The sequence below is a fragment of the Pseudomonas botevensis genome (assembly GCF_019145475.1).
Classification (GTDB): Bacteria; Pseudomonadota; Gammaproteobacteria; order Pseudomonadales; family Pseudomonadaceae; genus Aquipseudomonas; species Aquipseudomonas botevensis.
This window is the reverse complement of sequence record NZ_JAHTKI010000005.1, coordinates 235,986-248,882: the sequence shown is the minus strand read 5'-3', so window position 1 is coordinate 248,882 and position 12,897 is coordinate 235,986. Positions and strand designations below refer to the sequence as shown.

Below are 12,897 nucleotides of genomic sequence, written 5' to 3'. Positions count from 1 at the left end.
AGTCGGCAGGCTGGAACGCCGATGGGGCTGGGTTGGAACGCAGTGCGGCGGCGTGTCGCAGTTCTCGAATCGCACCTTTATGGATCATTAGTTCCCTTTCTCAATTGACAATCATTATCATTCAACATAATTTGTCGCTCGATGTGTAGGACGGCCCCGTCCCCCAGGCGTCCCACTAACCTATTGGCAGCAAGGTGATTTCCATGACGGAACAAGTATCCACAAGCAGGTGCGATTCACCGCTACTTCAGGCTTTCGTCGACAATCGACTGATTCTGGTCAAGATTGCAGCCCGCATTACCGGCTGCCGGTCGCGTGCCGAAGATGTGGTTCAGGATGCATTTTTCCGACTGCAATCGGCCCCTCCGATCACGTCGTCGATCAAGGCTCAACTGAGTTACCTGTTCCAGATCGTGCGCAACCTGGCGATCGATCACTACCGCAAACAGGCGCTGGAGCAGAAGTACGCCGGCCCCGAAGAGGAAGGGTTGAACGTGGTCATCCAGGGCGCTTCGCCGGAAACCTCGCACATCAACTTCTCGACCCTGGAAAACATCGCCGATGCGCTGACCGAACTGCCCAGCCGCACCCGCTATGCGTTCGAGATGTATCGCCTGCACGGCGTACCGCAAAAAGACATCGCCAAGGAACTCGGCGTCTCGCCGACCCTGGTCAACTTCATGATCCGCGATGCGCTGGTGCATTGCCGCAAGGTGTCGGGCGCTCGTGGAGATGTGGCGGCGATGGCGCGTCGTTAACCCCGCGCCACGCACACAAAAAGATCGCAGCCTTTGCAGGCTGCGATCTTTTTTTTGCCTGATGCGTTATCAGGCCAGCTTGCACCGATCGAAGAACCGCTCACGCCCCAGAATCATCAGCGCCGCGCGCTTGTGCGGGAAGTCGAATTCCTTTTCACAGTGGAAGCACTGGTTGTGCATGTGGCCGATCATCTTCGCGTTGTCGGCGCGCGGTTCGGCGACCACGCGCTGGGTGCGCGGATCATCCAGAAACAGGTAATGCACCAACGCCGACAGCCAGCTCGCCACTTTATGCGGGCCACGATGGTCTTCTTCGCCCACCAGCATGTGAATACCGCGATCGTAATTGTCGGCGTCGTAGAACGGCGCGATGCGATCTTCCTTGGCCCAGTACGCTTCGAAATAGGCAAACGGCTGATCGTCGAAACAACCGATCAGGGTCAGGGTGTGCGGGTCGGCGTCGAGTTTGCTCAGGTATTCGCGATGCTGTTCGAGACTGCCCTCCTCCTGCCAGAAACTGGCAACGCGCGGGCTGTTCTGCCAACGGTTGAAACGCGGCAGATCCTCTTCGAGCTCCACCGTGCGCAGGGAAATCCATGCGCCGAGCCGCGCATCGAAACGCCGGTAGACCTCGCCGCGCGGCTTGACCGGACGCAGCGGATGGCGTTTGCCATTACTGATGACCATTTGCTGCGGATAGCTGCCGGTCAGCGAAGTGCCCAGCCACGGTTGCGGCAGTTGCCAGAACAGACCGCGCTCGCAGCGATATTCACCCGCCACTTCGGTGCTCACCAGCAATCCGCTGAGCAAGGCTTCGGTGGGTGGCTGATCCAGCTGCCAGATCAACTGCTGGCGCGCCGGATCGCGGGCAAACAACCAGTAACAGGCCGCCCACAACGCCTGGCCGGGTGGCAGGGCGAAGCGCTCATCGATCTGGATCGGCCCCTGGGCCTCACGATCGAGCCGCAGGCGAATCAGCGGTTGCCCGTCCAGACTCAGGCTCAAACGGCTTTCGGTGGCATCGGCTATCAGTTCGCTGCCCGTGGGCAAGGCCAGGGCAGTCAGGTCATTCAGATTGGACATGGGTCGGGCTCACGATAATCGTCGACAGTTCAACGATGGAACGTGAGCCGGGCGGGGAAATTTAGCCCGTGCGCCAAAATGCGCCGGTCAGTGTTGCGACACCGGCACCACGGCAATCTTGTACGGATCGAAGATCTTCAGCAGCTCGCCGTTGTCACGCAGGCCTTGCAGCAACTTGCTGAACGCGTCGCCGGTGATCGGTGCGGTCGGGCGCAAAATCGCGTAGTGGTGATAGATCTGGTCGATGCGCTGCGAAACCAGCAACTCACTGCTCACCTTCTGGTTACGCAGCAGGTAATCGCTCAGATAAGAGCGGGTCACCAGCGCGATATCGGCCCGCCCGCGCAACACCATCAACAGGTTGCTGTCGTGGGAATAGGTCAGCGTGGCGTTGTAGTTTTGCGCGAGGAATTTCGGATCGGCGTTGAAGTTGGCGAATTCATAGTGATAACCACTGAACAGGGCCAGGCGCTTGCCGGTGAGGTCGGCGAAGTAGCTTTGCTGACGACCGGGCTCACTTTGCGCGACAAAGATCTCCGCGTCTTCCAGCCCCATGTCGACGGTGGTGTGGGGAATGTCCTTCCAGCCCCAGTCCGGGTTCTCGAAGATCGCCATGTCCGTGCGACCATCCTTGAAGTCACCGAATCGCCGGGGAATCGAGGTGGGCACCAGCACGAACTGATAGTCGCTCTGCAAGCGGTTCAGGGCGGCGACCAGTTCCGGCAGCAGACCGGTATCGGCGCCGTTTTCCGGGCGAATGGTGTAAGGCGGGAAATGCGCCGCCCCCACCCGGACCAACTGCGCCGACTGAGCGGGCAAAACCCAAAATGCAGCCAGCGCTACGAACATCAGCCCTGCGGCCGTCCGAATTGGTGAAGACTTCAAAACACCCCACTCCCCGAAAAATTACCGATCCATGCATTCAAGCTAGGCGGTTTCGCCCAGTTAGCCAGTTTCACGAACCAATAGAAAGCATTCAGCGTTCTTCAAGCACCAGAATCAGCGCTTCATCGGCCAATTGATCGAGGCTCAGATTGCCGCCGGCACGGAACCAGGTGGTGGTCCAGGACAACGCCCCGGTGAGGAAGCGTCGGGTGATGAACACATCACCGCGAATAAACCCGGCGTCCCTGGCCTCGCCCAGCACCTGCAGCCAGATGTCTTCATAGATATCGCGCAGCGCCAGCACCCGGGCCTGGCCTTCCTCGGACAACGAGCGCCACTCATACACCAGCACCGCCATCGCCTCGCCGCTGCCGCCCATGATCGACTGCAATTCGCAACGGATCAGCGCCAGCACCCGCTCGCGCACGCTGGTTGCTTCGGCCAGTGAGGCGCGCATCAGCGCGGTGTTGTAACGGATGGTTTCTTCCATCACGGCACGAAGGATTTCATCCTTGCTCTTGAAGTGATGAAAAATGCTCCCCGACTGAATCCCCACCGCTCCCGCCAGATCGCGCACGGTGGTGCGTTCATAGCCCTTGTTGCGGAACAGGTGCGCCGCCACCTGGAGCAACTTGCCGCGAGCGCTCTCCGGATCGGTCAACTGACCGGCATCGACCAGTTCACGCATCACCCCCAGGGCTTTTTGCTCGTCCACCCGTTCTCTCCTACAGTCGATCAGTCGGCTGCTCCCCTGAAACCGCAGGGTTGCGCGGGCAATTTAAGCCGCCGCCGGTAACCAAGCAAGCGCTCGGGCAGAAGATTATTTCAGTCGTTTACAAACCAAGCGCTTGCTTGGTAGTCTCGAAGCACTTCTGTCGGAGGTGCCTGTGTCGGAGATAAAAATGCCAACTACCGTGCGCATCGGATGCGCCAGTGCATTCTGGGGTGATACCTCGACCGCTGCCGCGCAACTGGTGGACGCCGGTCGACTGGACTATCTGGTGTTCGACTACCTGGCGGAAATCACCCTGTCGATCATGGCCGGCGCCCGGATGAAAGATCCCCGGACCGGATTCGCCAGCGACTTCATCGACGTCCTCACGCCCCTGCTGCCGCAACTGGCCGAGCAACGCATCCGCGTCATCAGCAACGCCGGCGGAGTCAATCCACAGGCCTGCGCCGCCGCCTTGCAAGCGGCCTGCGACGCGGCCGGGATTGACCTGAAAATCGCCGTGCTGCTGGGCGACGACCTGCAACCGCAACTCAAACAACTCGCCAATCAAGGCATCACGGAAATGTTCAGCGGCGCCCCGTTGCCGCCGGTGTGCGTTTCGACCAACGCCTACCTCGGCGCGCCGGGCATCGTCGAGGCCCTGCGCCTGGGTGCCGACATCGTCATCACCGGGCGGGTGGTCGACAGCGCAGTGGTCAGCGCCGCGCTGGTGCATGAATTCGGCTGGTCATGGCACGACTTCGACAAACTCGCCCAGGCCGCCCTGGCCGGGCACATCATCGAATGCGGCGCACAATGCACCGGCGGCAACTTCACCGACTGGCGTGACGTCCCGGACTATGAGCACATCGGCTTCCCGATCGTCGAGGTCAGCGCCGACGGCCACTTCATCGTCAGCAAGCCCGAAGGCTCGGGCGGGCTGGTCACACCGCTGACAGTCGGCGAACAGATGCTGTATGAAATCGGCGATCCCCAGGCGTATCTGTTGCCTGATGTGGTGTGCGATTTCAGCCAGGTCAAACTTCAGCAACAAGGCCTGAATGCCGTACGGGTCCACGGCGCCAAAGGCCTGCCGCCCAGCGACAAATACAAGGTCAGCGCCACGTATCCGGACGGTTTTCGCTGCTCCGCCAGTTGCCTGATCGCCGGCATCGATGCGGTGGACAAGGCCCGGCGTGTCAGTCAGGCGATCCTCGGCAAAACCTCGGAAATGCTTGAACAGCGCGGCTGGGGACCCTACAGCGAAACCCACATCGAACTGCTCGGCAGCGAAGCCACCTACGGCCCCCACGGCCAGCGTCGCGACAGCCGTGAAGTGGTGATCAAACTGGCGGTCCGTCATCCGCACAGGCAGGCGCTGATCCTGTTCTCCCGGGAAATCGCCCAGGCCGCCACCGGCATGGCCCCGGGACTGACCGGAATCGTCGGCGGCCGGCCAACGGTGTATCCGCTGATCCGGCTGTTCTCGTTCCTCGTCGACAAAAGCGCCTGCACCCTGCACATCGACATCGCCGGTGAGCACCATCCCTTCACCCTCCCCGACGCTGCCGCGCTCGACAGCCAGGAGCTGCCCCTGCCCCATGAACCGCCCAAGCCCCACGGTCGCGCCGACGCCAGCGTGGCCCTGGTGAAACTGGCCGTGGCACGCTCTGGCGACAAGGGTAATCACAGCAACATCGGGGTGATGCCACGGCGGCCGGAATACTTGCCGTGGATCGCCGAAGCGCTGACCCCGGCGGTGGTCGTCGACTGGATGCGCCACGTCCTCGACCCGCTCCACGGGCGGGTCGAGCGCTGGTATCTGCCCGGCACCCACAGCCTGAATTTCCTCCTGGAAAACGCCCTCGGCGGCGGTGGCGTGGCCAGTCTGCGCATCGATCCGCAAGGCAAGGCTTTCGCCCAGCAACTGCTGGAAATCCAGATCCCGGTGCCGCAGAGCATCGCCGAACAGTTCGACTAGAGGATGGCCAGCATGGCGTATGAATCGATTTTCCGAGCCGATCTGTTCAGCGGCCAGACTCTCATCGTCACCGGTGGCGGCAGCGGCATCGGCCGGTGTACCGCCCATGAACTGGCGGCGCTCGGGGCCACCGTGGTGCTGGTCGGGCGCAAAGCGGAAAAGCTCCAGCGGGTCGCCGCCGAAATTGCCGAGGACGGTGGTCGCGCGTACTGGAAGGCCTGCGACATTCGCGATGAAGAAGCCGTGAAGCAACTGGTTGCCGAGCTGATCCACGAGCACGGGCCCATCCACGGCCTGGTCAACAATGCCGGCGGCCAGTATCCGTCGCCGTTGGCGTCGATCAATCAGAAAGGTTTCGAAACCGTGCTGCGCACCAATCTGGTCGGCGGCTTCCTGATGGCCCGGGAAGTGTTCAACCAATCCATGAGCAAACACGGCGGCAACATCGTCAACATGCTCGCCGACATGTGGGGCGGCATGCCCGGCATGGGCCATTCCGGCGCCGCACGCTCGGGTATGGACAACTTCACCAAGACCGCCGCATTCGAGTGGGGCCATGCGGGAGTGCGGGTCAACGCGGTGGCGCCGGGATGGATCGCCTCCAGTGGCATGGACACTTACGAAGGCGCATTCAAAGCGGTGATCCCGACCCTGCGCGAACAGGTGCCGCTCAAGCGCATCGGCACCGAGTCGGAGGTCAGCGCGGCCATCGTGTTTCTGCTCAGCCCGGCGGCGGCATTCATCAGCGGCAGCACCTTGCGCATCGACGGCGCGGCGAGTCTCGGCAGTCGCGCCTGGCCGCTGCACAAGGCGACCCACAGCGAATCGTTCAACGGTTTCCACCGCGCGTTTTTGCCGGACGTGCTCAAGGACAAGGAGTAAGCCATGCCGCAGATCCAGTCCCAACTCGATCCCCACAGCGAAACGTTTGCCCGCAATCGCGCGGCGATGCTCGCGGCCATCGAGCATGTGCAGCAACTCGAGCAGAACCTGCTGAACAAAGCCGCCGAAGCCAAACCGAAATTCGACAAGCGCGGCCAACTGCTGCCTCGCGAGCGTCTGAACCTGCTGCTAGACCCCGGCTCGCCCTTCTTGGAACTCGCCAGCCTCGCCGGTTACAAGTTGCATGACGACAAGGACGGCAGCGCTGCCGGTGGAGGCTTGATCGCCGGTATCGGCTACGTGTCCGGCGTGCGGGCGCTGGTGGTGGCGAACAACAGCGCGATCAAGGGCGGGACCATCTCGCCCGCCGGCCTGAAAAAATCCCTGCGCCTGCAACAGATCGCCCAGGAAAACAAACTGCCGGTCATTACCCTCGCCGAAAGCGGCGGCGCCAACCTCAACTACGCGGCGGAGATTTTCGTCGAAGGCGCGCGCAGCTTTGCCAATCAGGCGCGGATGTCCGCCATGGGCCTGCCGCAAATCACCGTGGTACATGGTTCGGCCACCGCTGGCGGCGCCTATCAGCCGGGGCTGTCGGATTACGTGGTGGTGGTGCGCGGCAAGGCCAAGCTGTTCCTGGCCGGCCCGCCGCTGCTCAAGGCCGCCACCGGCGAAGTCGCCACCGATGAAGAACTGGGCGGCGCCGAAATGCACGCGCAGGTGGCCGGCACCGCCGAATACCTGGCCGAGAACGATGCCGACGGCGTGCGTCAGGTACGGGAAATCGTCAGCCTGTTGAACTGGAACGAGCAACTGCCGTGGTTGCCCGAGCCACAATATAAAGAACCGCTCTACCCCATCGACGAATTGCTCGGGCTGATTCCCGACGATCCGAAAAAGCCCTACGACGCACGCGAAATCATTGCACGGATCGCCGACGAATCACGCTTTCTGGAGTTCAAGGGCGAGTTCGATCAACAGACCCTGTGCGGCCACCTGAAAATCCACGGTCGGGCCTGCGGCTTCATCGGCAACAACGGCCCGATCACCCCCAATGGCGCGAGCAAGGCGGCGCAGTTCATTCAGCTCTGCGACCAGAGCCAGACGCCGCTGCTGTTTTTCCACAACACCACCGGGTTCATGGTCGGCACCGAGTCAGAACAACAAGGCGTGATCAAGCACGGCTCGAAACTGATTCAAGCGGTGGCCAACGCCCGGGTGCCGAAACTGACCATCGTCGTGGGCGGCTCCTATGGCGCCGGCAACTATGCGATGTGCGGACGCGGCCTCGATCCGCGATTCATCTTCGCCTGGCCCAACAGCCGCACCGCCGTCATGGGCGGCGCCCAGGCCGGCAAGGTATTGCGCATCGTCACCGAAGCCAGGCAGCTCAAGGATGGCCTGGAGCCCGACCCGAAAATGCTCGACATGCTGGAACAGGTCACCGCGCAGAAGCTCGACAGCCAGTCCACCGCTCTCTACGGCAGTGCCAACCTGTGGGACGACGGCCTGATCGACCCCCGCGACACCCGCACCCTGCTCGGCTATCTGCTGGACCTGTGCCACGAAGCCGACGTACGTGCGCTGCAACCCAACAGCTTCGGCGTGAGCCGGTTCTAACTGCCACGGATTTCAGGAGAACAATAAAAAATGATCGTCACCCCGGAACACGAAGCACTGCGCCGCACCGTCCGCCAATTCGTCGAGCACGAGATCAACCCCCACGTCGAGGCCTGGGAAAAGGCCGGGCGTTTTCCGATCCACGAGATCTTCCGCAAGGCCGGCGACCTCGGCCTGCTGGGGATCTCCAAACCGGAAAAGTTCGGTGGCATGGGCCTCGACTACAGCTATTCGATCGTCGCCGCCGAAGAATTCGGCACCATTCATTGCGGCGGGATTCCGATGTCGATCGGGGTGCAGACCGACATGTGTACCCCCGCCCTTGCCCGCTTCGGCTCCGATGAATTGCGCGAAGAGTTCCTGCGTCCGGCGATCACCGGCGAACAGGTCGGCTGCATCGGCGTCTCGGAAGTCGGGGCCGGCTCCGACGTCGCCGGACTGAAAACCACCGCGCGCAAGGACGGCGACGACTACGTGATCAACGGCAGCAAGATGTGGATCACCAACTCGCCGAGCGCCGACTTCATTTGCCTGCTGGCGAACACATCCGATGACAAGCCGCACGTCAACAAATCGCTGATCATGGTGCCGATGAACAGCCCCGGCATCAGCCTCAGCTCGCACCTGGACAAGCTCGGCATGCGCAGCTCGGAAACCGCCCAGGTGTTTTTCGACAACGTGCGCGTGCCCCAGCGCAACCGCATCGGCCATGAGGGCGCCGGCTTCATGATGCAGATGCTGCAATTCCAGGAAGAGCGGCTGTTCGGCGCGGCAAACATGATCAAGGGCCTGGAATATTGCGTCGACAGCACCATCGAGTACTGCAAGGAACGCAAGACCTTCGGTAACGCGCTGATCGACAATCAGGTGATCCATTTCCGCCTCGCCGAGTTGCAGACCGAAATCGAATGCCTGCGGGCGCTGGTCTACCAGGCCACCGAGCAATACGTGAAAGGCCAGGACGTCACGCGACTGGCATCGATGGCCAAGCTCAAGGCCGGGCGCCTCGGCCGCGAAGTCAGCGACAGTTGCCTGCAATATTGGGGCGGCATGGGCTTCATGTGGGACAACCCGGTGGCCCGCGCCTACCGCGACGTGCGGCTGGTGTCGATTGGCGGCGGCGCCGACGAAATCATGCTGGGGATCATCTGCAAACTGATGGGCATCCTGCCGGGGAAAAAGAAATGAGCCCCCTGCCCGATTGCCAGACGCTGCTGCTCGAATCCCATAACGGCGTGCTGCACATCACCCTCAATCGCCCCGACAGTCGCAACGCCATGAGCCTGCAAATGGTCGCGGAACTGCGCAGCGTGCTGGCGGCAGCGCGCGACGACAGAGGCGTGCGCGCACTGGTGCTCAGCGGCGCCGGCGGGCACTTCTGCGCCGGTGGCGACATCAAGGACATGGCCAGCGCCCGCACCCGGGGCGCCGATGCCTATCGCGAGTTGAACCGCGCCTTCGGTGCCCTGCTGGAAGAAGCACAACACGCGCCGCAAGTGCTGATCACCGTGCTGCAAGGGGCGGTGCTTGGCGGCGGGTTCGGTCTGGCGTGTGTCAGCGACATCGCCATCGCCGATCATCAGGCGCAATTCGGCCTGCCGGAAACCAGCCTCGGCCTGCTGCCGGCGCAGATCGCGCCGTTCGTGGTGCAGCGGATCGGCCTCACCGAAACCCGGCGCCTGGCGCTGACCGCTGCGCGTTTCGACGGCACGCACGCACGACGCATGGGGCTGGTGCATTTTGTCGAGGAGGATCCGCAAACCCTGGCCGAACGCCTGGATGAGGTGCTGCAGCACGTTCTGTGTTGCGCACCCGAAGCCAATGCCATGACCAAGAAACTGCTGCTGGCCAGTGCCGCCCAGCCTTCGAGCCAGTTACTGGATGACGCGGCGCAGTGGTTCAGCGCGGCGGTGACGGGGGCTGAGGGAATCGAGGGAACCATGGCGTTCGTGCAGAAGCGCAAGCCTCGGTGGGCCTCGTAACCCCCGTGGGAAGCCAATCCATTCACCGCCCACTTCCAGGAAAGCCACCATGCCCGCCATCCACAAAATCCTGATTGCCAATCGCGGTGAAATCGCCTGTCGCATCCAGCGCACGGCCCAGGCCCTGGGCTATCGCACCGTCGCCGTGTTCAGCGAGGCCGATGCCGACGCGTTGCATGTACAGATGGCCGATCAAGCGGTGAACATCGGCCCGGCACCGGTGCAACAGTCCTACCTCAATATTCCGGCCATCCTCGATGCCGCCCGGCGCAGCGGTGCCGATGCGATCCACCCCGGCTATGGTTTCCTCTCGGAAAACGCCGAGTTTGCCCGCGCCTGCGAACAAGCGGGGCTGACCTTCATCGGCCCCAGCGCGGAGGCCATTGAGCTGATGGGCAGCAAACGCCTGTCGAAAATCGCCATGCTTGAAGCCGGCGTGCCGTGCATTGCCGGTTATCAAGGCGCCGAACAGGATGATGCGACCTTGCTGCGCGAAGCCGAACGCATTGGTTATCCGCTGATGATCAAGGCCAGCGCCGGCGGCGGCGGACGTGGCATGCGTCTGGTACACAACGCCGATGAACTGCCGGCGCAACTGCGTACGGCGCGCTCCGAGGCGCTGAACGGTTTCGGCAGTGATGAACTGATCCTCGAACAGGCGCTGATCGAACCGCGCCATGTCGAGGTGCAGTTGTTTGGCGACCACCACGGGCATTTGCTTTACCTCGGCGAGCGCGACTGCTCGATCCAGCGCCGTCATCAGAAAGTCATCGAGGAAGCGCCCTGCCCGGTCATGACCGCCGAGCTGCGCCAGGCGATGGGCGAAGCGGCGCTCAAGGCCGGGCGGGCGGTGAACTACGTCGGTGCCGGCACCGTGGAGTTTCTGCTCGATGGCCGTGGCCGCTTCTACTTTCTGGAGATGAACACGCGCCTGCAAGTCGAGCATCCGGTGACCGAGTTGATCACCGGGCAGGATCTGGTGGCGTGGCAATTACGCATCGCCGAAGGACAGCCGCTGCCGTTGACCCAGGATCAGGTGCAACTCAACGGCCATGCCATGGAGGTGCGCCTCTACGCCGAAGATCCGGCACAGGGTTTTCTACCGCAGACCGGCCGGGTCGAAGCCTGGGAGCCGGCCTTGCACGAGGGCACCCGGATTGACCATGGCCTGCGTGAAGGCCAGTCGATCAGCGCGTTCTACGACCCGATGCTCGGCAAACTGATCGCCCACGGCGCGACTCGCGAAGAGGCCCGGCGCAAACTGCTGCGCGCGGTACAGGACAGCGTTCTGCTGGGTCTGCACAGCAATCAGCGCCTGCTGACCCATCTGCTGCAACATCCACAATTCATCCGTGGCGAATTCAGCACCGCTTTCATCCCTCAGTACTTCGCCGATCACCCTTGCCTGCAGGCGTATGCGCCCAATGCCGAGGAACTGGCCATCGCGGCGCTGCTGTTTTATCAGGGCACGGCCCAGGCGCACCGCGCGCCACTGAACGGCTGGCGCAACACCGCCAGCGTGCCGCTGCGGTATCGGCTGGGCCTGGAAGATCAGGACTGGAACGTGCAACTGCTCGCCGGAGCGCAGGGCGCGTTCGAGGTGCGCGTGGCCGACCGCACGCTGGCGCTCAAACTGCTCGCCCACGACGAGCGCTCGGCCCTCCTGGAAATCGACGGTGTGCGCCAACGCCATGCCTATCGTCTTGATGATGGACAACTCTGGTTGTTCACCCGTCCCGGCAGCCTGCGGCTGGTGGATCGAACTCATGCGGTGATCGGCAGTCAGAGCAGCGTCAGCTCCGGCACCTTGAAGGCGCCGATGGACGGTGCCATTGTCGACGTGCTGGTCAGCGAAGGCAGCCCGGTCAGCAAAGGGCAACTGCTGGTGGTGCTGGAAGCGATGAAAATGGAGCACCCGCTCAAGGCCGGCATCGACGGCGTACTCAAGCGGGTGCAGGTCAAGGTCGGCGATCAGGTGAAAAATCGTCAGGTTCTGTTGCAGGTCGAGTGAGTCGCCGGGCGCATCCGCAAGGTTTGACTACGCTCTGACTATCAGAACGCGTATATCAGGAACCCTGCGATGCCCCATTGGCTGGTCATTGATCTGGAAGCCACCACCGACGAAGGTGGCTGGCCGGTTACGGACATGGAAATCATCGAAATCGGTGCCACCCTGGTGGATCGGGCCGGTCGCGAACAGGATCACTTTCAACGCTTCGTCAAACCGACGCGCCGTCCGCTGCTGACGCCGTTCTGTCGGGAGCTGACGCACATCACCCAGGCCAACATCGACACCGCGCAACCGCTGGGCGAAGTCTGGCCGGCGTTCGAGCGCTGGCTCGGCCAGCACCAGACGCGGCTCGAAGGTTGGGCCAGTTGGGGCGATTACGACCGCAGGCAGTTGCTCCAGGAATGGCAGCGCCTGCAACTCGACAGCGCGTTGAGCCGTGTCCCGCACATGAATCTCAAACAGCGCTTTGCCAAGGCCCGGCGCCTCGAACGACCGATGGGGCTCAACGGCGCGCTGCAACTGGCCGGCATGCAGTTCAACGGCCAGCAGCATCGGGCACTGGAAGACGCCCGCAATACCGCGCGGCTGCTGCCGCTGGTGCTACCGCTTTAGGGGCGTGACGGCACCGGAAGCCTTGGGCATACTGGCCGGCCCTTTTTAGCCCTTTTCGAGGAATCGCCCATGTTTAAAGTCAACGAGTACTTCGACGGCACCGTCAAGTCGATCGCCTTTGGCACCGCTGACGGTCCGGCGACCATCGGCGTCATGGCCCCGGGCGAATACGAATTCGGCACCAGTCAGCGTGAAATCATGCACGTTGTTTCCGGTGCACTGACCGTCAAGCTGCCAGACAGCAACGACTGGGAAACCTTCGCCGCCGGCAGCCAGTTCAACGTCCCGGCCAACAGCAAGTTCCAGCTTAAGGTTGCGGTCGACACCGCTTACCTGTGCGAGTATCGCGGCTGAGCCCACGGCTCTCGCGG

Annotated in this window: 12 protein-coding genes; 9 read left to right on the top strand and 3 right to left on the bottom strand. The window is 62.7% G+C overall.

Going from position 1 to position 12,897, the window contains the following annotated elements; translation table 11 throughout:
- Positions 1-203: 203 nt before the first annotated feature.
- A complete protein-coding gene (locus KVQ74_RS09700) occupies positions 204-758 on the top strand; it encodes an RNA polymerase factor sigma-70 (protein ID WP_217830843.1) in 555 nt (184 codons plus the stop codon).
- A gap of 69 nt (positions 759-827) precedes the next feature.
- Here KVQ74_RS09700 and KVQ74_RS09695 read toward each other — a convergent pair whose 3' ends face one another.
- The 3 genes from KVQ74_RS09695 to KVQ74_RS09685 form a co-directional block, all read right to left on the bottom strand.
- Positions 828-1,841 (bottom strand): GNAT family N-acetyltransferase, encoded by a 1,014-nt coding sequence (locus KVQ74_RS09695; RefSeq protein ID WP_217830842.1) that lies wholly within the window; start codon positions 1,839-1,841, stop codon positions 828-830.
- Positions 1,842-1,928: 87 nt separating this feature from the next.
- The gene (locus KVQ74_RS09690; protein ID WP_217830841.1) at positions 1,929-2,726 is read right to left on the bottom strand and encodes a substrate-binding periplasmic protein; all 798 of its coding nucleotides are present in this window, start codon (positions 2,724-2,726) and stop codon (positions 1,929-1,931) included.
- Positions 2,727-2,817: 91 nt separating this feature from the next.
- Complete coding sequence (locus KVQ74_RS09685; protein WP_217830840.1) at positions 2,818-3,441, bottom strand: TetR/AcrR family transcriptional regulator; 624 nt, start codon at positions 3,439-3,441, stop codon at positions 2,818-2,820.
- Positions 3,442-3,628: 187 nt separating this feature from the next.
- Between KVQ74_RS09685 and KVQ74_RS09680 the strand changes: the two genes are divergently transcribed.
- From KVQ74_RS09680 to ppnP, 8 genes are all read left to right on the top strand, one after another.
- On the top strand, positions 3,629-5,419 hold the full coding sequence (locus KVQ74_RS09680) for an acyclic terpene utilization AtuA family protein (RefSeq protein WP_217830839.1): 1,791 nt from the start codon (positions 3,629-3,631) through the stop codon (positions 5,417-5,419).
- 12 nt (positions 5,420-5,431) lie between these two features.
- Positions 5,432-6,301, top strand: a complete 870-nt coding sequence (locus KVQ74_RS09675; RefSeq protein ID WP_217830838.1) for an SDR family oxidoreductase — start codon at positions 5,432-5,434, stop codon at positions 6,299-6,301.
- Between the two features lie 3 nt (positions 6,302-6,304).
- The gene (atuC, locus tag KVQ74_RS09670; RefSeq protein ID WP_217830837.1) at positions 6,305-7,921 is read left to right on the top strand and encodes a geranyl-CoA carboxylase subunit beta; all 1,617 of its coding nucleotides are present in this window, start codon (positions 6,305-6,307) and stop codon (positions 7,919-7,921) included.
- Positions 7,922-7,951: 30 nt separating this feature from the next.
- On the top strand, positions 7,952-9,109 hold the full coding sequence (gene atuD, locus KVQ74_RS09665; RefSeq protein ID WP_217830836.1) for a citronellyl-CoA dehydrogenase: 1,158 nt from the start codon (positions 7,952-7,954) through the stop codon (positions 9,107-9,109).
- Positions 9,106-9,903, top strand: coding sequence for an enoyl-CoA hydratase/isomerase family protein (locus tag KVQ74_RS09660; protein WP_217830835.1), 798 nt, complete (start codon positions 9,106-9,108; stop codon positions 9,901-9,903). Before atuD ends, KVQ74_RS09660 begins: the two co-directional genes overlap by 4 nt.
- A gap of 49 nt (positions 9,904-9,952) precedes the next feature.
- Positions 9,953-11,914 (top strand): acetyl/propionyl/methylcrotonyl-CoA carboxylase subunit alpha, encoded by a 1,962-nt coding sequence (locus tag KVQ74_RS09655; protein ID WP_217830834.1) that lies wholly within the window; start codon positions 9,953-9,955, stop codon positions 11,912-11,914.
- A 69-nt stretch (positions 11,915-11,983) separates the two neighbouring features.
- A complete protein-coding gene (locus tag KVQ74_RS09650; RefSeq protein WP_217830833.1) occupies positions 11,984-12,526 on the top strand; it encodes an exonuclease domain-containing protein in 543 nt (180 codons plus the stop codon).
- Positions 12,527-12,595: 69 nt separating this feature from the next.
- Positions 12,596-12,880, top strand: coding sequence for a pyrimidine/purine nucleoside phosphorylase (ppnP, locus tag KVQ74_RS09645; RefSeq protein ID WP_217830832.1), 285 nt, complete (start codon positions 12,596-12,598; stop codon positions 12,878-12,880).
- Positions 12,881-12,897: the final 17 nt, after the last annotated feature.